Raw genomic sequence first — 20195 nt, forward strand, 5'->3', positions numbered from 1 at the left:
TCCCGTGTGTTGTCGGCTCTTGATCGAATGTCGAGACAAGAGCGGCGGGCCGTGCCCGCCCTACGATTGTCGCGCGGCCTTATATCGTGATCGCCGTAGGGCGGGCACTGCCCGCCGGCTCTTCTGATCGGGTGCGACCGGATTACCCCCGGGTCCGCGCCTACAGGTTCTGGTAATTCGGCCCCGAGCCGCCCTCCGGCGTGACCCAGGTGATGATCTCGTACGGGTCCTTGATGTCGCAGGTCTTGCAGTGCACGCAGTTGGCGGAGTTGATCTGCAGGCGCTTGCCGTGCGGCTGGGTTTCGTCGGCCACCATCTCGTAGACGTTGGCGGGACAGAAGCGGGTGCAGGGGTTGTCGTATTCCTCTACGCAGCGCGTGGCGCAGATGTCGGTGTCGGCCACGTGCAGATGGATCGGCTGATCTTCGTCGTGTTCGGTGGCCGCGAAGTAGACGCTGGCGAGGCGGTCGCGCGGCGGCAGTGTGCGCTGCACGTAGTCGCGCTTGGGCTCTTCGCATTCGCCCAGCTTGTGCAGGCTGGACCAGTCGGCCTTGTTCTTCAGCGTCCACGGCGACAGGCCGGCGGTGACGGTTTCCCAGGCGGCGTTGAGCAGGCCGAACCACAGGCCCTTCTTGAAGCCGGGCTTGACGTTGCGCACTTTCTTCAGCTCGGCCATCACCTCGGAGTCGCGCAGTTTCGCGTCGAAGCCGGTGGCGTCGAGACCGCTGGCGGCGAGGTGTTCGGCGGCCAGCATGCCGCTCTTCAGCGCCTGGTGGGTACCCTTGATCTTCGGCACGTTGAGCAGGCCGGCGGTGTCGCCGATCAGGATGGCGCCCGGCATCTCGCACTTCGGCAGCGACTGCCAGCCGCCGGTGACGATGGCGCGCGCACCGGCCGAGAGGATGGTGCCGCCTTCCAGCAGCGATTTCACGCTCGGGTGGTTCTTCCATTGCTGGAACGCTTCCCACGGCTGGTACTTCGGGTCGCTGTAGTCGAGGCCGCTGATGTAGCCCAGCGCGATGCGGTCCTTGTCCAGGTGGTAGAGGAAGCTGCCGCCATAGGTATGCGTGTCGGCGGGCCAGCCGATGCTGTGCACGATCTTGCCGGGCGTGACGCGCCCGGCGGGTAGCTGCCACAGCTCCTTGATGCCGATCGAATAGCCCTGCGGATCGCTGCCGGCATCGAGCCCGAAGCGCTTGACCAGCTGCTTGGTAAGGCTGCCGCGGGCGCCTTCGGCCAGCACGGTGAGCTTGGCCTTGATGTCGATGCCCTCGGTGTAGCCGGGCTTGTGCGTGCCGTCCTTCGCCACGCCCATGTCGCCGATGCGCACGCCGGCGACAGAACCGTCGTCGTTGTAGATGTTGTCGGCGGCGGCGAAGCCGGGGAACACGTCCACGCCCAGCGCCTCGGCCTGCGGGGCCAGCCACGCGCACAGCGCGCCCAGCGAGACGATGAAGTTGCCGTGGTTGCGCATGCCGGGCGGCACCGGCAGCCGGGTGCCGCCGGTTTTCGACAGCAGCCAGAACTCGTCCTTGCCGGCCGGCACGCAAATGGGTGGTGGCCGGTCGCGCCAGCCGGGCAGCAGGGCATCCAGCGGCTGCGGCTCGATCACCGCGCCGGAGAGGATCTGCGCGCCGATGGTCGATGACTTCTCGATCACGCACACGCTCGTGTCCGGCTTCAGCTGCTTCAGGCGGATCGCGAATGCCAGGCCGGCAGGGCCGGCGCCGACCACGACGACGTCGTATTCCATGGTTTCGCGCTCGCTCATGGCGAACTCCTGCAGTGCGGGAAAGGGTGGCGTCTTAGATGCGTCATCGACGCACGATACCCTGCCGCATTGTCCGGGTTCGGGCCATGCAGAGCAACGCGTGCTGCGCCACCGCTTGCAATCGTCGCGGGTCGGGCGGTGATAATCGCAACCGTATTGCCAAGGAGCGTGGGTGGCAGAAATCTTCCGGGCTGCAAAAGCGGCTGCGTGGTCCGTATTTCCGCCGGTTCTTGACCCATGGAACCACCATGGGCCCGCGAACCGTCGAAAATCCGTCCTTGCGCATCCACTTTTTCGTCTCGGAAGTTTCTACCACCCACGCTCCTAGGAGAGTTCATGAATTCGATGCCGCCGATCGCCGATATCGACCTGCGCCGCGCATCGCTGTGCCAACTGCTGCACTGGCTCGCCACGGGCAGGGTACGGCCGGAAGCCCTGGCCGATGTCTACCAGCAGGCCATCGAGCGGCTCGATCCCCGGCTCAACTGCTACGTCGACCAGCGCCCCGGGCTGATGCAGGAACAGGCGCACATGGCCGATCGGCGTCGCCGCGACGGCGTGATCGGCCGGCTCGACGGCATCCCGCTGGCGCTGAAGGACAACCTCGACATGGCCGGCTGGCCGACTCGCGCCGGCCTGCCCGGGCGGCGCAAGCCGGCGGCGAACGATGCCCACGTGGTGGCACGGTTGCGCGCGTCCGGCGCGGTGGTGATCGGCAAGACCAACATGGACGAGGGCGCGCTGGGCGCGGCCACCGACAACCCGCATTTCGGCGCCACGCACAACCCGCATCGCCATGGCTACAGTGCGGGCGGCTCTTCCGGCGGCGCTGCCGCGGCGGTGGCCGCGGGCCTGGCGGTGGCGGCGGTGGGTTCGGACAGCCTCGGCTCCATCCGCATCCCGGCGAGTTACTGCGGTATCTACGGGCTGAAGCCCACGCACGGCGAGATCTCCGCCCGCGGCTTGGTGCCGGCTGCGCGTCGGCTCGATTCGGTGGGCCTGCTGGCGCGCAGCGTCGAGGACCTCACCGTACTGCTGCAGGTGCTCGCCGGTTACGACGCCGACGATGCGCGCTCGCGTCGCCGCCGCGTGGCGTTCGCGTTGCCGGACTGGGACCCGGGCCACCTGCGCGCGGGCCTGCTGCCGGATCTGGCGGCGGTCGGCGTGCAGCCGGAGGTGGTCGAGCTGTTCGAGTCCGCGCTGGCCCGGTTGCCGCACGCGCTGAGCGACCGCCGCACGGTCGACTTCGACGACTGGAACTTCGCCCGCACCCGCCGCGCCGGCTTGCTGCTGATGGAGGCGGAAATGCTCGGCACGTTCGCCGAGGATCTTTCGCCTGACGCGAAGCATCCCGTGTCCGACCGCTTCCGGCGCATGCTCGGCTACGCCGCCGGCAAGAGCGCCGCGGATTACGCCACGGCCGACCGCGTGCTGGACGCGGCCACGTTGAAGATGCGCCGGCTGTTCGCCCAGGTCGACGTGCTGGTGCTGCCGACCACGCCGCAAGGCGCGTTTCCGCTGGATGGCCCGCCTCCGGATTCAGCCGCCGACCTCACCAGCTTCGCCAGCCTCGCCGGTTGTCCGGCGGTGAGCCTGCCGATGGGCAAGCTCTCCGATGGCCTGCCGGTGGGCCTCCAATTGGTCGGCCCGCGCGGCTCCGACCTGCGCCTGCTGGAGCTGGCCGCCGCCTGCGCCGCAACGCTGGATGCCGAGCCGGCCTACCCGGTGCTGGAGTGACGCGCGGGTAGGGCGGGCACTGCCCGCCATTTGCCGTCCGTGGCCGGCGGGCAGTGCCCGCCCTACAACTAATGCAGGGGCGCTGTACCTCAGGGGTATGGCCGGCACGCCATGTCGATATGCGAACTCCTTTGGCCGTTCGTCAGGGGACCGGCGTTCGCGCGATCTATACTGCGAGTTTCCAGGATGTCGTTCGCCCGGCGGGCGACGTCGTTTCAGCCCTGCCTGCTGCCGAGTTCGCTACCCCATGACGGCTACTGCACCGCGTTCCCATCTCGACGATCTCGAGGCCGAAAGCATCCACATCTTCCGCGAAGTGCAGGCGGCGTTCCGTCATCCGGTGATGCTGTATTCGATCGGCAAGGATTCCTCGGTGCTGCTGCACCTGTTGCGCAAGGCGTTCCATCCGGCGAAGCCGCCGATGCCGCTGCTGCACGTCGACACCACCTGGAAGTTCCGCGAGATGATCGCGTTCCGCGAGCAGGTGGCTGCGGCGGGTGACGTGGAGGTGCTGGTGCACATCAACCAGGATGGCGTGCGCCAGGGCATCTCGCCGCTCACCCACGGCGCGGCCGTGCATACCGACGTGATGAAGACCCAGTCGCTGAAGCAGGCGCTGGACCAGCACGGTTTCGACGCCGCCATCGGCGGCGCGCGCCGCGACGAGGAGAAGTCGCGGGCGAAGGAGCGCGTGTTCTCCTTCCGCAACGCGCAGCATCGCTGGGACCCGAAGAACCAGCGGCCGGAGCTGTGGCGCAACTACAACACCTTCGTGCGCCAGGGCGAGAGCGTGCGCGTGTTTCCGCTGTCCAACTGGACCGAGATGGACGTGTGGCTGTACATCCAGCGCGAAAGCATCCCGCTGGTGCCGCTGTACTTCGCCAAACCCCGCCCGGTGGTGGAGCGCGACGGCGCGCTGATCATGGTCGACGACGACCGCTTCACCCTGCGCGAGGGCGAGAGCGTGCGAATGCGCGAGGTGCGCTTTCGCACGCTGGGCTGCTACCCGCTGACCGGCGCGGTGGAGTCGTCCGCCGACACCTTGCAGAAGATCATCGACGAGATGGCCGCCTCGCGCACCTCCGAGCGGCAGGGCCGGGTGATCGACCACGATCCCTCCGCGTCGATGGAGCACAAGAAGCAGGAGGGTTACTTCTGATGACCGCACCGGAGAAGGGACTGCTGCGCTTCATCACCTGCGGCAGCGTGGACGACGGCAAGAGCACCCTGCTCGGTCGCCTGCTGTATGACGCCGGCATGCTGCCGGACGACCAGCTGGCGGCGCTGGCGCGTGAAAGCCGCCGGCTGCATGCCGATGCCGACGAGGGCGTGCTCGATTTCGCCCTGCTCACCGATGGCCTGGACGCCGAGCGCGAGCAGGGCATCACCATCGACGTGGCCTACCGCTATTTCCACACCGCGCGGCGCAGCTTCATCGTGGCCGACTGCCCGGGCCACGAGCAGTACACCCGCAACATGGCCACCGGCGCCTCCAACGCGGAGCTGGCGGTGGTGCTGGTCGACGCGCGCAAGGGCGTGCTGACGCAGACGCGCCGGCACACTTATATATGCGGCCTGCTCGGCATCCGCCACGTGCTGCTGGCGGTCAACAAGATGGATCTGGTCGATTACCGCCAGGACGTGCACGAGGCGATCGCCGCCGAGTATCGCGAGCTGGCCCGCAGCCTGGGCATCGAACACGTGCATTGCCTGCCGGTGTCCGCGCTGAATGGCGACAACGTCGGCAGCCGCTCGCCGCGCATGCCCTGGTACGACGGCGGCAGCCTGCTGGAGCGGCTGGAGACCGCAGAAGTCGCGCGCTTCCGCGCCGCCGACTTCCGCATGCCGGTGCAATGGGTGAACCGCCCGGACCAGTCGTTCCGCGGCTACGCCGGTACCATCTGCGGCGGCAGCGTGGCGCGCGGCGACGAGATCGTGGTGCAGCCGGGCGTGCAGCGCGCGCGCATCGAGCGCATCGTGACCTTCGACGGCGACCTGGAGCGTGCCGACGAAGGCCAGGCGGTGACGCTGTGCCTGGATCGCGAACTCGACGCCAGCCGCGGCGACGTGATCGCCGACGCGCTGCGCCCGGCGCCGGTGGCCGACCAGTTCACCTGCCACCTCTTGTGGATGGGCGACGGCAACCTGCTGCCCAACCGCACCTACCGGCTGAAGATCGGCACGCGCACGGTCAACGCGCGGATCATGTCGATCAAGCACAAGGTCGACGTGAACAGCCAGGCGCAGCTGGCGGCACGTCATCTCGAACTCAACGAGGTCGGTTACTGCACCGTGGGCCTGGACGACGCGGTCGCGTTCGAGTCGTATGCGACCAATCGCGATCTCGGCGGCTTCATCCTGATCGATCGCCAGAGCAACGCCACCGTGGCCTGCGGCATGCTCGACTTCGCGCTGGGCCGCTCCAGCAACGTGCACTGGCAGCACGTGGACATCGACAAGCGCGTGCGCGCCGCCAGCAAGGGGCAGCACCCCCTGTGTCTTTGGTTCACCGGCCTGTCCGGCGCCGGCAAGTCCACCATCGCCAACCTGGTCGAGCGCAAGCTGCACGCGCTGGGTTACCACACCTACCTGCTGGACGGCGACAACGTGCGCCACGGCATCAACAAGGACCTGGGCTTCACCCCCGCCGACCGTGTCGAGAACATCCGGCGCATCGCCGAGGTCGCCCACCTGATGGTGGATGCCGGGCTGATCGTGCTGGTCAGCGCGATCTCGCCGTACCGCAGCGAGCGGCGCTCGGCGCGCGAGCTGTTCGGCAGCGGGGAGTTCGTCGAGGTGTTCGTCGACGCGCCGCTGGAGGAGTGCGAGCGGCGCGACCCGAAAGGTCTCTACCGCAAGGCGCGCGCTGGCGAGATCCGCAACTTCACCGGTGTCGACGCACCGTACGAGCCCCCGCTGTCGCCGGATGTGCACCTGCTCAGCGGCGGCCAGCGCGCCGAACAACTAGCCGAGCAGCTCACCGCGGAACTGCTGGCGGGCATCGACCGCAGCGGCGCCGGCGACTGAGCGTTTTGCCGCACGGCTTGGATTGCCCTGTGCCGACGGCGATAATGGCCCATTCCCCAATCAGCAGGGCGCCGCCGCGATGACCGAGAAGACCGTACTCAACGCCACCCATCGCGCGCTCGGCGCGCGGATGGTCGATTTCGGCGGCTGGGACATGCCGATCAACTACGGCTCGCAGATCGAGGAGCATCACGCCGTGCGCCGCGACGCCGGCATGTTCGACGTCTCGCACATGACCGTGGTCGACCTGCACGGCGCCCGCACGCGCGAATTCCTGCGCCACCTGCTGGCGAACAACGTCGGCAAGCTGAAGGTGCACGGCAAGGCGTTGTACTCGTGCATGCTCAACGAGCGCGGCGGGGTGATCGACGACCTGATCGTGTACTACCTCGGCGAGGAGTTCTTCCGGCTGGTCGTCAATGCCGCCACCCGCGCCAAGGACCTGGCCTGGATCGAGCGCCAGGCAAAGGCGTTCGACGTGCAGGTGAAGGAGCGCCCCGACTTCGCGATGATCGCCGTGCAGGGGCCGCAGGCGCGCGCGAAGGTGCTCGGCCTGCTGCATGAGGTCGACCGCCCGCGCATCGAGAAGCTGGGCAAGTTCGCCGCGGCCGCGGCGCAGGGCCCCGGCGGCATGCCGTTGTTCGTGGCGCGCACCGGCTACACCGGCGAGGACGGGTTCGAGATCATGCTGCCGGCAGAGCATGCAGTGGCGCTGTGGGAAGCGTTGCTCGCCGCCGGCGTGAAGCCGGCCGGGCTGGGCGCGCGCGACACCCTGCGCCTGGAAGCGGGCATGAACCTGTACGGCCAGGACATGGACGAGGACGTGACGCCGTGGGAGGCCAACCTGGGCTGGACGGTGTCGCTGGACGAGGGCCGCGACTTCATCGGCCGCACCGCACTGGAGCAGCAGCAGGCCGCCGGCGTGCCGCGCGTGATGATCGGCGTGGTGCTCGACGAGAAGGGCGTGCTGCGCCACGGCCAGAAGGTGCTGGCGGCGAACGGCGAGGGCGAGATCCTCTCCGGCAGCTTCGCCCCCACCCTGGACAAGGCGATTGCCTTCGCACGCGTGCCGGCCGGCGACAGCGGCGCGCTGCACGTGGACATCCGCGGCCGCGAGGTGGCGGTGCGCCAGGTGAAATATCCCTTCGTGCGCGACGGCAAGCCCTGCGACGGCATCTGATCGCGCGTTGCCCTTTCCCTTACGGCGAATGCCGCTAGAATCCCCACCCGTAACCGCATTTCCACCCAACCACTGGACCCGACCATGAGCGAGATTCCCGGCGATCTGAAGTTCCTCAAATCCCACGAATGGGCCCGCGTGGAAGATGACGGCCTGGTCCGGGTGGGCATTTCCGACCATGCCCAGGGCCAGTTGGGCGACCTGGTCTACGTGGAGCTGCCGGAGATCGGCGCCGCGGTGAAGGCCGGCACCGGCACCGCCGTGGTGGAATCGGTCAAGGCCGCTTCGGACATCTATTCGCCGGTGTCGGGCGAGATCGTCGAAGTCAACGAGCTGCTCAACGACAAGCCCGAGACGATCAACGAGGACGCCTTCGGCGACGGCTGGATCTTCCTCGTGCGTCCCAGCGATCGTGCCGAACTGGACGAGTTGCTCGATGCCAACGATTACCAGGAACTGATCGAGAACGACGATCACTGACCCGTCCGCTTCGAACCGCGTCGAATGCTCCGGCCGCCATGTGCGGCCGGTTGCATTTCTGGAGCTCGCCTCGGCGTTCGGTGATGTCGATGGAGTGCTCTTTCGGGCGATGCATCGAACTGTCGGATCGTGTTTTCGGGCGAGCGGATGAGCTCGCCTTCGCGTCGCCCGTCGCGAGCATCGGTCGATGCGTTTCGTCTTCGCCCGTCGCGCTTCGGCGCGGCGATCGCCGCGATCGCGGTCATCGGCGCCACCGCCGGGCTCCCCTCGGTCGTGTTCCGTTCATTTGCCGGAGACGGCCGGGTCGGGTGGCAATCGAGTGCCTTGGCGGCACTGCGTTCGTCGGCGCAGTGCATTCGGCAGATAACGCCGCGATTTGCAAATATCGCCTGTTTCACGCGGTTTGAAGCGTGTTTCTTGAAATGAGCGATTGAATGAATGGACGTCTAGACGTCCGACGTTGAATATGGTCCCTGTCGGCGCGGCCTTGCCGGCTGCGGCCTGCCGCGGCCATGGCCGTTCGGGATGCCGCCGACGCGTGGCGAAAATCAATTGACAGTTGAAATCTTCGGGGATAGCTTTCGCAGCAGATCACGGGGAATGCGTTTTATGGCGACAACGAAATTCATCAAGCCCTATGTCGAGCACGGTGAAAAAGCCAATGCAGTTCGCAAGATCACTGTCTCGATTCCGCTGCATGTCCTGCGACGGCTTTCTGATTTGCGCACCCACCGACAGGTGAACAATCTTCGGCACGCGACGAACAGCGACTTGCTGGTTGAAGCGTTCCTGCATGCTTTTACTGGGCAACCACTGCCAACTGATGAGGAGCTGAGACGAACCATGGCCACTGCCAAGAAATCCGCTGCAAAGAAACCGGCTGCCAAGAAGGCCGCTGCCAAGAAACCGGCCGCCAAGAAGGTTGCCGCCAAGAAGCCGGCGGCCAAGAAGCCGGCGGCCAAGAAGCCGGCCGCCAAGAAGGCTGCCGCGAAGAAGGCCGTCCGCAAGCCGGCGGCTGCCAAGAAAGCCGCGGTGAAGAAGGTCGCGGTGAAGAAGGTCGCCAAGAAGCCGGCGAAGAAAGCTGCACCGAAGAAGGCTGCGGCGGCGAAGGTGGTCAAGGCCACCAAGACCGCAAAGCCGAAGGCCAAGACCAAGAAGTAAGCCACACGCAACACGCAACAAGGCGACACCCACAACAAGATATGCCATCGACTTCTCCCCCCGCGGTGCCCAGCGCGGGGGGAGCACTTCGAGAAAGTTCGTCCCGGCCTGGCCGGGACGCTTCATTTCCGGGGTACGCAATGAGGCGGGTGACCGTGTCGCCGCCCCTGCCATCTTCGCCGCGCCGACGCGCGCCCGCCCGGGGACGCGGCATTGCCGTGCTGCGCCATTGGAGTTACCTTCTGCACATCCGCGCCGCGGCGTATCCGGGGGATCGCCGCTCCTACAGGGGGAAAAAGCGCGGGTATCTGTCGACACTCAGTGAGAGACCATGGATACCCGATATTCACTTCAGACGCGCCGGCGCGCGCGTGGGGCCGTCCGGCCGACCTACATCGCGATCATTGCCGTCTTTGTGCTGCTGGCCATCGGCGCGTGGTTTCTCATCCTCAAGCCGCATCAGGAACTGATGCTGGCCGATTCGGGCGGGCATCCGTCGACGCCGGTCACCGCAGTGACGCGGGCGACGCCGCCGCCGGTCAACGTGGCGGGGATGGACATCAACCAGCTGGTGGATGAAGCGCGTTCGGCCATGGGCCAGCAGCGTTATCTGGCGCCGGCCGGCAACAACGCATTCGAGTTCTACCTGCGTGTGCTGGAGAAGGACCCGGGCAACAAGGTGGCCTCCGATGCGCTGCGCGAGACCTTCCCGTTCGCGGCCAACCAGGCCGAGCAGGCGATCAACTCGCGCGACTTCGGCGAAGCGCAGCGCGAGATCGATCTGCTCTCCAAGGCCGATCCGACCAACTTCACGCTGACCATCCTGCGCTCCAAGCTCGACGCCCAGCGCAAGACGCTGGATCAGCAACAGCAGCAGGCGCTGGATCAGCAGAAGGCTGCCGCGCTGGCGGCGCAGAAGGCCGCCGCCGACAAGGCCGCCGCCGAGCAGCTCGCGCAGCAGCAGGCAGCCCAGGCGGCCCAGCAACAGGCAGCGCAGACGACACAGGCCAAGCCGGCGCCAGGCACGGCGCCGTCGAGCAACAACGCCTCGGCGGAGACGGCCGCAGCGGCGCCCACGGGCCAGACCTCCGAAGCAGTGCTGGTGAAGGCCATCGCCCCGCACTATCCACCTTCGGCCGTGCGTGCGCGGCAGCAAGGTTGGGTCGTGGTGGCGTTCCAGATCGATGCGGATGGCACCACCAGCGACATCAAGGTGGTCGACTCCGAACCGCGGCGCATCTTCGACCGGGCGGCCATGGAAGCCGTGGCGCGCTACCAGTTCACGCCGGCGATGAGAAATGGCGTGCCGGTGGCCAGCCAGCGTACGCAGCGGATCGAATTCAAGCTCTGAGAGGCGGCAAGCCTTTCAGCCTCGAAGCCGGGCGTCACACGCGCGAGCACAGCTCCTCCCCCTGCTTGCAGGGGGAGCCTGGCGACCGAGGGAAGTTCCCCGTGTGAGGGCAAAGCTCTTGTCCTTGTTGCTGGCCTGGTCGTAGTTCCTGGCCTGGTCGGAGCGACCCCATCCGGATTCTCCCCGGCGAGCATGAGAGGGACACAAGCTTCAGGACGTGAGTTGCCCTGCGCGGTCGGGCGCGCTCGACGCGATGCGCTGCCTGCCTGACGTGATTCAGTGCCGCCGGTGCGTCGCCTTGCGAACCTTCCTGCGCGGCGTGGCTTTCTTCGGCGGGCTCTCGATCTGCGCCCAGTCCACGTGCGGCAGGCCGAGCAGATCGTCGAACACCATCGGCATCAGGCCGCTGGGCGTCGGGCCGGTGGAGTTCCACAGGGTGACCACGCCGACGTTGTACTTCGGGAAGAAGCCGATCATGGTGCGATAACCGGCCACTGCACCGGCGTGATAGATCAGGGTTTCGCCGCCGTAGCGGTAGACGCGCCAGCCGAGCGCGTAGTGCGCGTCGGTCAGCCGCGCGCGGCGCCACGGGGAGGAGTGCAGTTCGCTGGGCGTGCTGACGCCGGGTGCGTGCAGCACGTCGAGCAGCGAGCCAGGCAGCACGTCCGGTCGCCCGCCCATCTGCGCGATCAGCCATTTCTCCATGTCGCGCAGGCTGGCGTTGACGCCGGCCGCCGGCGCCACGCGGTAGTAGGTTTCGTTCGGTTCGAACGGTACCCAGCCGTGGCGCGACGCATGGTGTGGACGCGCCCAGCTCTTGCTCGACTCCAGTCCGGCGCGACCGTAGGTGGCCGTGGTCATGCCCAACGGGTAGAACAGGCGTTTGTCGACCAGGTGGTAAAAGAAGTCGCCGGTGCGCGCGAGCACCACGTCGCCGATCATGCTGAAGGCCACGTTCTGGTAGCCGTAGCATTGGCCGACGCCGCAGGTCATGTCCACCTCGTCCAGCTTGCGCACCAGTTCCTGGTAGGGAATGTCACCCTCGAGCATGTTGTCGAAGGTGTTGCGCGGCAGGCCGATCTTCTGCCCGAGAATGTCGCTGACCGTGGCCTGGTCAGCCTCCTGCATGTTCTTGAGCTTGAAGTAGGGCAGCACGTCGATCAGGCGGGTGTCCCAATCGAGCTTGCCGTCGTCCACCAGCAGGCCGGTGATCGCGGTGGCGAAGGCCTTGGACAGCGAGGCCAGTCGGAACACCGTGGTCGGCGTCACCGGTTCGCGCGTGGCGGCATCGGCGTAGCCGACGGTGCCTTCGAACACCACTTTGTCGTCGACCACCACGGCGGTGACCAGGCCGGCGACGGCGTCGCGCTGGCCCAGCAGATTTAGCCACCGCTTGTAGTCGTCCAGGGTTTTCCGGATGCGTGCCGGCGGCAGCGTCGTCGTGCCCGCCGATGGCGCCGGCGCGGTGGCGGGCATGGCGGTGAGCGGGCGGCAGAAGAGCGCGCAGGACAGGCCGAGGCCGCCGGCGATCACGAGGAAGATCTTGCGAAACGGCATGGTATTCTGGCGGTGTTCCGGCGTGGGGATACGCCTCTGGGTGGAGAACTTGTCGATGGGCCTGATCATTTTTCTGGTTGTCGTCGTCCTGATTGTCTTGTACTTCGTGGCGATCTACAACGGACTGGTTACCTCGCGCAACAGCTACAAGAACGCCTTCGCGCAGATCGACGTGCAGTTGACCCGCCGGCACGACCTGATCCCGAACCTGGTCGAGACCGCCAAGGGCTATCTCGCGCACGAGCGCGGCACGCTCGAGGCGGTGGTGCAAGCTCGCAATGCGGCGGTCAACGGCCTGGCCGGCGCCAAGGCCAATCCCGGCGATCCGGCGGCGATGCAGCAACTGGCCAGCAGCGAGAACGCGCTGACCCAGACCCTGGGCCATCTGTTCGCCTTGCAGGAGGCCTATCCGGACCTGAAGGCCAACCAGACCATGATGCAACTCTCCGAGGAACTCACCTCGACGGAGAACCGCGTGGCGTTCGCGCGACAGGCGTACAACGATTCGGTGCTGACCTACAACAACAAGCGCGAGGTGTTCCCTGCGTCGTTCGTGGCCAACAGCTTCGGGTTTGCCGCCGCCGAGCCGCTGAAGATCGAAGACCCCGCCGTGCGCGAAGTGCCGAAGGTGTCGTTCAGCTGATCGTCGCGGCATCGCGGCCGCGACGCCGCTGACCGTCCGTCGGAGCCTCCATGGATTTCTTCGCCCAACAGGCGCGCGTGCGCGGCAGCAGCCGGCGGCTGGTGATCCTGTTCGTGCTGGCGGTGATCGCCATCGTGGTGGCGATCGACGCGGTGGTCTGGTTTGCGCTTGGTCAGCATCCGGCGCCCGGTGAGCCGCCCGCGTCCAACCTGAACCTGCTGCTGGGCAGCAGCGTGATCGTGCTGGCCGGCATCGGGCTCAGTTCGCTGTTCCGCATCATGAGCCTGTCGGGTGGCGGCAAGAGCGTGGCCGAAAGCATGGGCGCGACGGTGGTGCCGCCGGACACGTCTGATCCCGCGCTGCGCCGGCTGCGCAACGTGATAGAGGAAGTGGCCATCGCCGCCGGCGTGCCGGTGCCGGACATCTACCTGATGGCCGACGAGCCGGGCATCAACGCCTTCGCTGCAGGCTACTCCGCCTCCGATGCGGCGGTGTGCGTGACGCAGGGTTGCCTGGACAACCTCACGCGTGACGAACTGCAGGGCGTGATCGCGCACGAGTTCAGCCACGTGCTCAATGGCGACATGCGGCTGAACATCCGCCTGATGGGCTTGCTGTTCGGCATCCTGGTATTGGCGGTCGTGGGGCGCCGGGTGATCTGGTTCGGCGGTGGCCGCAGCAATCGTCGCGGTGGCGGACAGGTGTGGATGATCGGCCTGGCGCTGATCGTGGTCGGCTACATCGGTTATTTCTTCGGGCGGCTGATCCAGGCCGCGGTGGCGCGCTCGCGCGAGTCGCTGGCCGACGCATCGGCCGTGCAGTTCACCCGCCAGGCCGACGGCATCGCCGGCGCGCTGAAAAAGATCGCGATCCTCAGCGAGGGTTCGCAACTGCAGGCAGCCAACAAGCAGGAGGTGGCGCACATGCTGTTCGGCGAGGCCGGCAGTTTCAACGCGCTGTTCGCCACCCATCCGCCGCTGCTCGAGCGCATCCGCGCGCTGGAACCAGGCTTCAAGGAGGCCGACCTGGCGCGCATGGCGGCGGGGATGCAGCGCGAAGCGGCGTCGCCGCCGGCGAGCGCACCGACCGCCGCCTCGGGCGTGCCGGGGTTGTCGTTGCCGCCGGTGCTGACCGGCGTGCTGGCCGGCGGCGTGGCGGCGGCTGCTCCGGCCTTCCAGCGTGCCGCGGCCGTGCAGCAGGCGATGCCGGCGAGTTTGAACGATGCCGTGCAGCAGCCGGAATCCGCGCTCGCGGTGATGCTGGCGCTGGCGCTGTCACCAGCGGCCGAGTTGCAGCCCGCGCAGCGCCGGATCGTCGCCGATGCGTTCGGCGATGACGTACAGCGCGCCGTGCAGGCGCAGGCTTCCGCCGTGGCCGCACTGGCGCCGATCGCCCGCCTGCCGCTGGTTTCGCTGGCGTTTCCCGCGCTCAGGCAACTGCCCGACGGGCGCCAGCAGACCCTGGTGCGCACGCTCGACGATCTGGTCAAGGTGGATGGCCGTGTCGACATCAACGAGTACTGCCTGGCGCGGCTGCTGCGCATTCAGCTGAGCGAGGCACGCGCGCCGCGCAGCGCGCCGGTCGATGGCGTGAAGAAACTGCCGGCCGCGCGTGACAGCGTGATCCTGGTGTGCACCGTTGTCGCCGCAGCCGGCTGCTCGGACGAGGCCGGCGCAAGGCGCGCGTGGCTGTTCGCGATGCAGCAGGCGTTTCCCGGCGAGGCGATCGAGTGGGTGCCGCCACCGGCGGCCTGGCAGGCGTCGTTCGAGCGCGCGCTGGACGATCTGGACGGCCTGAGCCCGATGGCCAAGGAACTGGTGATCCAGGCCTTGCTGCGCGCGGTCCATGCCGACGGCCAGATCAGCGTGGAGGAGGCGGAACTGCTGCGGGTGATCTGCGCCAGCCTGCATTGCCCGCTGCCGTTGTAGGGACGCGCCGACGCGCGCGATGCCCGTTGCCTTTGCAGGAGCGCGCTTGCGCGCGATGCCCTTCGTCACGTGACGGAAAGCATCGCGCACAAGCGCGCTCCTGCAGTGCTCAGCGGAGGATCAACGCGCTGGCGCGCTCGGCGATCATGATGGTGGGTGCGTTGGTGTTGCCGGTCGGCAGGGTGGGCATCACCGAGGCGTCGACCACGCGCAACCCATCCACGCCGCGCACGCGCAGCTCGCTGTCGACCACGGCGCGATCGTCCTTGCCCATGCGGCAGGTACCGACCGGGTGGTAGATGGTTTCGGCCTTGCGCCGGATGAAGTCGGCGTATTCCTCGTCGGTGTGGATGCGTCGCTCGGGGAACACCGGCGCGCCGCGGTGCGCGGCGAACGCCGGCTGGTCGAGGATCTCGCGCGACAGCCGTGCTGCCTCGATCATCATTTTCAGATCGTGGCCTTCCGCGTCGCCGAGGTAGTTGGCGTGGATCGCGATCGGTTGTGCGGGATCGGCCGAGTGCAGGCGCAGTCGGCCGCGGCTGCGCGGGTGCAGATGGCATGCATGCAACGTGTAGCCGTAGCCGGGCAGGCGGTGGCGGCCATGGTCGTCGAGCAACGCCGGCACGAAATGGAACTGCAGGTCGCAGCGCGCGTCGACGGCGAAGCGGCTGCGCACGAAGCCGCCGGCCTCGGCCACGTTGGAGCTGCCCGGTCCGTCGCGGTGGCGCAGCCAGCGCCAGCCGGCGGACAGTTCGTTGAGATGGTCGTAGCTGAGCTTGCCGGGGTTGCCGTCCAGCGTGCAGATATCCAGGTGATCCTGCAGGTTGGCGCCGACGCCGGGCAGGTCGGCGTGCACCGCGATGCCGTGCTCGCGCAGGTGATCGGCGGGGCCGACGCCTGACAGCATCAGCAGCTGCGGCGAATTGATCGCACCGGCGGCCAGGATCACCTCGCCAGCTTCGATCCGCTCCGCTTCGTGCCGGCCCTGGCGCAGTTGCACGCCGACCGCGCGTCCATGGTCCAGCAGCACGCGCTCGACCAGCACGCCGGTACGCACATGCAGGTTCGTCCGCTGGCGCACCGGTTTCAGGAACGCCGCGGCACTCGAGCAGCGCGCGCCGTTGCGCTGGGTCACCTGGTACAGGCCGAAGCCGGCCAACTGCTCGCCGTTGAAGTCGTCGTTGCGCGGATAGCCGGCGCTGCCCGCCGCATCGATCAGCGCGATGGACAACTCGTTGCGATGGCGCAGATCGGACACCCCCAGCGGGCCGCCGGTTCCGTGCAACTCGCTGGCGCCGCGGCTGTTGTCCTCGCTGCGCAGGAACCACGGCAGCACCTCGCGCCACGACCAGCGCGGATCGCCGCTGGCTTCGGCCCAGCCGTCGTAGTCGGCTGCCACGCCGCGGATGTAGCACATCGCATTGATCGAACTGGAACCGCCGAGGGTCTTGCCGCGCGGCCACCACAAGCGGCGCTGGTTGAGCGCGGGCTCCGGTTCGGTGCGGTAGTTCCAGTTCAAGGCGCGGTTGTTGGCCAGCCGCGCGATGCCTGCCGGCATGTGGATCAGCGGGTGCCAGTCCGTCGGCCCGGCTTCCAGCAGCAGCACGCGCTTGCCCGGGTCGGCGCTGAGCCGGTTGGCCAGTACGCAACCGGCCGAACCGGCGCCGGCGATGATGAAGTCGTAATGGTCCAAGTCTTCCCCCTGCGCCTGCCTGGCGATGCGCGATCGCATGCTAGGCTTGCCGCGCCCCACGCTGGATGTGCCCGTGAGTTTGCCCCGCCAAGCCGTTGTGGAACAAGCCGCCGCGCCGCTGCTGTCCGCGCTGGCGTTCTTCTTCGTGATGACGTCGTACTACATCATCCGGCCAGTCATGGGCCAGCTGGGCGGTGCGGTCGGCTCGCAGTCGCTGCCGCTGTTCTACGGCGCGGTGTTCGTGGTGATGCTGCTGCTGACGCCGGTGTTCGGCATGCTGGTGGCGCGCTTCCCGCGCAGGCAATTGCTGGGCTGGAGCTACAGCTTTTTCATCTTGTGCCTGCTCGCGTTCGTGCCGGCGTTCATGGCGCAGGATCGCATCGGCGCGCGCGAGCTGGGCGTGGTGTTCTTCGTCTGGGCCAGCGTGTTCAACCTGTTTGTCGTGTCGCTGTTCTGGAGCTTCATGGCCGACATCTTCTCCAGCAGTCAGGCACGGCGGGTGTTTTCGCTGATCGCCTTGGGTGGCATGGCTGGCGCGGTCTTCGGTCCGCTGGTGACCAAGCTGCTGGTACGGCTGATCGGGGTAGCACCGTTGCTGGTGGTCTCTGCGTGCGCGCTGGCTCTCTCGCTGGCATTTTTGCTGCGGCTTTCCGCGCAACACGATCAGCGGTTGGGCCGCGCCGGTGAGGCAGCGATCGGCGGTTCGTTGTGGGCCGGGCTCAGGGAGTTGTGGTCGCGTCCGTTCCTGCGTTACATGGCCTTGCTGATGTTGTTCGGCGATGGCATCGGCACGCTGGTCTATGCGCTGATGGCCGACTACGCCAAGGCGCATTTCGTCGACGCGGTGGCGCGCACGGCGTTCTACAGCAACCTCGATCTGGCCACGAACTTGTTCGGTGCGGTCATGCAATTGAGCTTGACCCGCTGGCTGTTGATTCGCCATGGCGCGGGCTGGGGTCTGCTGCTGCCCGCTCTGGTAAACGTGGCGCTTCTGGGCGCGGTGGCGCTGATCGGCGGCGGCGAGCTGGCCGTGTTCGGTTATGGCGTGCCCGTCCTGGGAGTGATGCAGGTGATCACGCGCGGTTTCGCCTATGGCATGACCAAGCCCGCGGTGGACGCGCTGTATACGCGCGTGCCGCGCGAGACGCGCTACAAGGGCAAGAATTTCGTCGAGACGGCGGTGTGGCGTTTCGGCGACGTCGTGGTCACCAGCGCGGTGAGCGGCCTGCGCATGCTGGGTTGGGGCGTCGGCGGGCTGGCTCTGGCCGGTGTCGGTGTGGCCACGCTGGCTGCGGTGGTGGCCAGGCGCGCCGGTTGGTCGCCGGATCTGGCGCCGGACGAACATGCCTCCTCGGACAATGCGGAGAAAGCACCGGCTTGATGCTTTCCCGAAAATCCGCAGCCCCTGAGCTTGTCGAAGGGCCGGATCCCGGCTCTCAGCCCGTGATGTAGCGTTCCAGGTGTTCGATCTGCTCGGCCTGCGCGTCGATCACCGCCTTGACCAGATCGCCGATCGAGATCACGCCGACCAGCTTGCCGTCCTCGACCACCGGCAGGTGGCGGATGCGACGGTCGGTGCACAGGCGCATGCAGTCGAACACGTCGGTGTCCGGGCCGACCGTGATCGGCGTGCCGGACATGATGTCCGACACGGCGGTCTGCGAGGAGGACTTGCCCTGCAGGATCACCTTGCGCGCGTAATCGCGTTCGGAGACCACGCCGACCAGTTCGCCGTTGGCCAGCACCAGCAACGCGCCGATGCGGTGTTCGGCCATCTGCTTGATCGCCTCCAGCACCGGGGCATCGGGTGCCACGCTGAAGATGGTGCTGCCCTTGGTTTGCAGCAGGTGCCTGACTTGACTCATCTCGGGTCTCCTGGCGGTGGCCTTCGGTTGTCCGGGTCGAGTCTATCGCGCGGCGGCGTTGGCGTGTAGTGACGGGCCCTGGCGCTATTTCGGCGGCGGCGCGTCGAGGTAGTCCGGCCCGCCCAGTTGCTGCATCTGCTGCTCGATCCATGCGGTGCGGCGCTGCACGTACGCGCTCGGGCGGTCGACATGCAGCCGGCGCGGGCTGGGCAGCACCGCCGCCAGGCGTGCGGCCTGCGCCGGCCCCAGGCGCGCGGGCGAGGTATGGTAGTAAGCCTCGCTGGCCGCGCCCACGCCGTAGATGCCGTTGCCCAGCTCGGCGATGTTCATGTACACCTCGAGGATGCGCCGCTTCGGCCAGGTCAGCTCGATCAGCACGGTGAAGTACGCCTCCAGTCCCTTGCGCACGAAGCTGCGGCCGTTCCACAGGAACAGGTTCTTGGCGGTCTGCTGGCTGATCGTGCTGGCGCCGCGCAGGCGCTTGCCGTCGTCGGCCGCGTCGATCGCCTTGTTGATGGAGTCGAAATCGAAACCGTGGTGGTAGGGAAACTTCTGGTCCTCGCCGGCCACCATCGCCAGCGGCACCCAGGGCGAGACCCGCTTCCACGGCACCCAGTGCTGGCGCAGGCGGAAACTCATGTCCCCGTGCAGCCATGCGCCGACTTGGCGCTCGACCATCACCGCCGAGGTCAGCGGCGGCACGAAGCGCAGGATCAGCACCGCCAGCCAGGTCGATCCCAGCCACGCCATGGCGAGGATGCCCAGCCAGCGAAGCAGCTTGCGCCATCGGAGTCGGCGTGACGGTGAAGACATGGCTGCAGTATACGAGGCGTTGTACCGGTGCCGTGCCGACCCCATCTGTGCCGTTTCCCTGCCTGCCTCCGCGAGAACCGATCATGCCCGTGCCGTCCGACGACGACGTGATGTACCGCTTCCTGCTGCCGCGTGCCGGTGTGCGCGGCGCGCTGGTGCGCCTGGGCGCGTCATGGCGCGAGGTGGCGGGCCGTGCCGACTATCCGACGACGTTGCGGGCGCTGCTGGGCGAGACGCTGGTGGCCAGCGCGCTGCTCACCGGCAACATCAAGCTCGATGGCGCGTTGTCGATCGAATTGAAGAGCGCGTCCGCACTGCGCCTGCTGTTCGCCGAGTGCGACGACGCCGGACGCCTGCGCGGGCTGGCACGCTGGCGCGAGCCGCTGCCCCAGCCGCTGGCGCTGAACGACCTGGCCGAGGCGATCATGGCGATCACCATGGGCAACGTCGAGCGCGGCCAGCGTTACCAGGGCCTGGTCGAACTGCGCGACGCCGGCCTGGCCGCGTCGCTGGAGAACTACTTCCGGCAGTCCGAACAGTTGCCCGCGCGATTCCTGCTGGCCTGCGATGCGACGCAGGCGGTCGGCCTGATGCTGCAGAAGATGCCCGACGAGGGCGGCCACGCCGCGGACATCGACGAGGACGCCTGGAACCGCGTGCTGCAGCTGACCGCGACGCTGGGCGTCGACGAGCTGCTGGCCACCCCGGCCGAGCCGCTGCTGTTTCGCCTGTACCACGAGGAGTCCGCGCGCCTGCTCGAAAGGCGCGCGCTGGCGTTCGGTTGCAGCTGCAGCCGCGAACGGGTCAGCGCCATGCTGCGTTCGCTCGGGCGCGACGAAGTGGAAGCCGCGCTGGCCGCGCGTGACGGCGAGATCGAGGTGGTCTGCGAGTTCTGCGCGCAGCGCTATGCGTTCGACCGCATCGACGCCGAGCACCTGCTGAGCGACAGCGCCGCCCCCGGCGCGCCGGGCACGGCGCAGTAAGGACTC

The 20195-nt window shown here is 67.7% G+C and carries 17 protein-coding genes; 12 read left to right on the forward strand and 5 right to left on the reverse strand.

What is annotated here, in order from left to right:
* Positions 1-160: 160 nt before the first annotated feature.
* Positions 161-1771: an electron transfer flavoprotein-ubiquinone oxidoreductase gene (locus ACVCMI_RS05330; protein WP_447097157.1), complete on the reverse strand. Its 1611-nt coding sequence runs from the start codon at positions 1769-1771 to the stop codon at positions 161-163.
* Positions 1772-2107: 336 nt separating this feature from the next.
* Here ACVCMI_RS05330 and ACVCMI_RS05335 point away from each other — a divergent pair, with 336 nt between their 5' ends.
* The 8 genes from ACVCMI_RS05335 to ACVCMI_RS05370 all read left to right on the forward strand — a co-directional run bounded on the left by ACVCMI_RS05335 (position 2108) and on the right by ACVCMI_RS05370 (position 10707).
* Positions 2108-3508: an amidase gene (locus ACVCMI_RS05335; RefSeq protein WP_447097156.1), complete on the forward strand. Its 1401-nt coding sequence runs from the start codon at positions 2108-2110 to the stop codon at positions 3506-3508.
* A gap of 247 nt (positions 3509-3755) precedes the next feature.
* A complete protein-coding gene (cysD, locus tag ACVCMI_RS05340; protein ID WP_447097155.1) occupies positions 3756-4667 on the forward strand; it encodes a sulfate adenylyltransferase subunit CysD in 912 nt (303 codons plus the stop codon).
* Positions 4667-6535, forward strand: coding sequence for a sulfate adenylyltransferase subunit CysN (gene cysN, locus ACVCMI_RS05345; protein ID WP_447097154.1), 1869 nt, complete (start codon positions 4667-4669; stop codon positions 6533-6535). Before cysD ends, cysN begins: the two co-directional genes overlap by 1 nt.
* Positions 6536-6614: 79 nt before the next feature.
* Positions 6615-7715 carry a glycine cleavage system aminomethyltransferase GcvT gene (gcvT, locus tag ACVCMI_RS05350; RefSeq protein WP_447097153.1) on the forward strand — a complete coding sequence of 367 codons (1101 nt, stop codon included), beginning with the start codon at positions 6615-6617 and terminating at the stop codon, positions 7713-7715.
* An 84-nt stretch (positions 7716-7799) separates the two neighbouring features.
* On the forward strand, positions 7800-8195 hold the full coding sequence (gene gcvH / locus ACVCMI_RS05355) for a glycine cleavage system protein GcvH (RefSeq protein WP_395116546.1): 396 nt from the start codon (positions 7800-7802) through the stop codon (positions 8193-8195).
* A 129-nt stretch (positions 8196-8324) separates the two neighbouring features.
* Entirely contained in the window at positions 8325-8621 is a 297-nt protein-coding gene (locus tag ACVCMI_RS05360; protein WP_447110575.1) for a hypothetical protein, read from the forward strand.
* Between the two features lie 183 nt (positions 8622-8804).
* Positions 8805-9356: a met regulon transcriptional regulator MetJ gene (gene metJ, locus ACVCMI_RS05365; RefSeq protein WP_395116550.1), complete on the forward strand. Its 552-nt coding sequence runs from the start codon at positions 8805-8807 to the stop codon at positions 9354-9356.
* Between the two features lie 331 nt (positions 9357-9687).
* Positions 9688-10707: an energy transducer TonB gene (locus ACVCMI_RS05370; protein ID WP_447097151.1), complete on the forward strand. Its 1020-nt coding sequence runs from the start codon at positions 9688-9690 to the stop codon at positions 10705-10707.
* Positions 10708-10983: 276 nt separating this feature from the next.
* Here ACVCMI_RS05370 and ACVCMI_RS05375 read toward each other — a convergent pair whose 3' ends face one another.
* A complete protein-coding gene (locus tag ACVCMI_RS05375; RefSeq protein WP_395116554.1) occupies positions 10984-12264 on the reverse strand; it encodes a serine hydrolase domain-containing protein in 1281 nt (426 codons plus the stop codon).
* 55 nt (positions 12265-12319) lie between these two features.
* Between ACVCMI_RS05375 and ACVCMI_RS05380 the strand changes: the two genes are divergently transcribed.
* Together ACVCMI_RS05380 and ACVCMI_RS05385 are read left to right on the forward strand one after the other, a co-directional pair.
* On the forward strand, positions 12320-12907 hold the full coding sequence (locus ACVCMI_RS05380) for a LemA family protein (protein ID WP_447097150.1): 588 nt from the start codon (positions 12320-12322) through the stop codon (positions 12905-12907).
* A 50-nt stretch (positions 12908-12957) separates the two neighbouring features.
* A complete protein-coding gene (locus tag ACVCMI_RS05385; RefSeq protein ID WP_447097149.1) occupies positions 12958-14835 on the forward strand; it encodes a M48 family metallopeptidase in 1878 nt (625 codons plus the stop codon).
* 109 nt (positions 14836-14944) lie between these two features.
* On the opposite strand, the gene ACVCMI_RS05390 is transcribed toward ACVCMI_RS05385, so the two are convergent.
* Positions 14945-16567 (reverse strand): GMC family oxidoreductase, encoded by a 1623-nt coding sequence (locus ACVCMI_RS05390; protein WP_447097148.1) that lies wholly within the window; start codon positions 16565-16567, stop codon positions 14945-14947.
* 79 nt (positions 16568-16646) lie between these two features.
* Between ACVCMI_RS05390 and ACVCMI_RS05395 the strand changes: the two genes are divergently transcribed.
* Positions 16647-17909 (forward strand): NTP/NDP exchange transporter, encoded by a 1263-nt coding sequence (locus ACVCMI_RS05395; protein WP_447099593.1) that lies wholly within the window; start codon positions 16647-16649, stop codon positions 17907-17909.
* A gap of 55 nt (positions 17910-17964) precedes the next feature.
* Here ACVCMI_RS05395 and ACVCMI_RS05400 read toward each other — a convergent pair whose 3' ends face one another.
* Both ACVCMI_RS05400 and mtgA read right to left on the reverse strand, forming a co-directional pair.
* On the reverse strand, positions 17965-18393 hold the full coding sequence (locus tag ACVCMI_RS05400) for a CBS domain-containing protein (RefSeq protein ID WP_395116563.1): 429 nt from the start codon (positions 18391-18393) through the stop codon (positions 17965-17967).
* An 84-nt stretch (positions 18394-18477) separates the two neighbouring features.
* Positions 18478-19206 (reverse strand): monofunctional biosynthetic peptidoglycan transglycosylase, encoded by a 729-nt coding sequence (gene mtgA, locus ACVCMI_RS05405; protein ID WP_447097146.1) that lies wholly within the window; start codon positions 19204-19206, stop codon positions 18478-18480.
* An 83-nt stretch (positions 19207-19289) separates the two neighbouring features.
* Between mtgA and hslO the strand changes: the two genes are divergently transcribed.
* The gene (hslO, locus tag ACVCMI_RS05410; RefSeq protein WP_447097145.1) at positions 19290-20189 is read left to right on the forward strand and encodes an Hsp33 family molecular chaperone HslO; all 900 of its coding nucleotides are present in this window, start codon (positions 19290-19292) and stop codon (positions 20187-20189) included.
* The last annotated feature ends 6 nt before the right edge of the window (positions 20190-20195 follow it).

The sequence above is a fragment of the Rhodanobacter sp. UC4448_H15 genome (genome assembly GCF_052978265.1).

What these genes read in the sequence shown, in the direction of transcription:
- ACVCMI_RS05330 (WP_447097157.1), bottom strand. Translation starts at nt 1,771, where the DNA reads ATGAGCGAGCGCGAAACCATGGAATACGACGTCGTCGTGGTCGGCGCC.
- ACVCMI_RS05335 (WP_447097156.1), top strand. Translation starts at nt 2,108, where the DNA reads ATGAATTCGATGCCGCCGATCGCCGATATCGACCTGCGCCGCGCATCG.
- cysD (WP_447097155.1), top strand. Translation starts at nt 3,756, where the DNA reads ATGACGGCTACTGCACCGCGTTCCCATCTCGACGATCTCGAGGCCGAA.
- cysN (WP_447097154.1), top strand. Translation starts at nt 4,667, where the DNA reads ATGACCGCACCGGAGAAGGGACTGCTGCGCTTCATCACCTGCGGCAGC.
- gcvT (WP_447097153.1), top strand. Translation starts at nt 6,615, where the DNA reads ATGACCGAGAAGACCGTACTCAACGCCACCCATCGCGCGCTCGGCGCG.
- gcvH (WP_395116546.1), top strand. Translation starts at nt 7,800, where the DNA reads ATGAGCGAGATTCCCGGCGATCTGAAGTTCCTCAAATCCCACGAATGG.
- metJ (WP_395116550.1), top strand. Translation starts at nt 8,805, where the DNA reads ATGGCGACAACGAAATTCATCAAGCCCTATGTCGAGCACGGTGAAAAA.
- ACVCMI_RS05370 (WP_447097151.1), top strand. Translation starts at nt 9,688, where the DNA reads ATGGATACCCGATATTCACTTCAGACGCGCCGGCGCGCGCGTGGGGCC.
- ACVCMI_RS05375 (WP_395116554.1), bottom strand. Translation starts at nt 12,264, where the DNA reads ATGCCGTTTCGCAAGATCTTCCTCGTGATCGCCGGCGGCCTCGGCCTG.
- ACVCMI_RS05380 (WP_447097150.1), top strand. Translation starts at nt 12,320, where the DNA reads ATGGGCCTGATCATTTTTCTGGTTGTCGTCGTCCTGATTGTCTTGTAC.
- ACVCMI_RS05385 (WP_447097149.1), top strand. Translation starts at nt 12,958, where the DNA reads ATGGATTTCTTCGCCCAACAGGCGCGCGTGCGCGGCAGCAGCCGGCGG.
- ACVCMI_RS05390 (WP_447097148.1), bottom strand. Translation starts at nt 16,567, where the DNA reads ATGCGATCGCGCATCGCCAGGCAGGCGCAGGGGGAAGACTTGGACCAT.
- ACVCMI_RS05400 (WP_395116563.1), bottom strand. Translation starts at nt 18,393, where the DNA reads ATGAGTCAAGTCAGGCACCTGCTGCAAACCAAGGGCAGCACCATCTTC.
- mtgA (WP_447097146.1), bottom strand. Translation starts at nt 19,206, where the DNA reads ATGTCTTCACCGTCACGCCGACTCCGATGGCGCAAGCTGCTTCGCTGG.
- hslO (WP_447097145.1), top strand. Translation starts at nt 19,290, where the DNA reads ATGCCCGTGCCGTCCGACGACGACGTGATGTACCGCTTCCTGCTGCCG.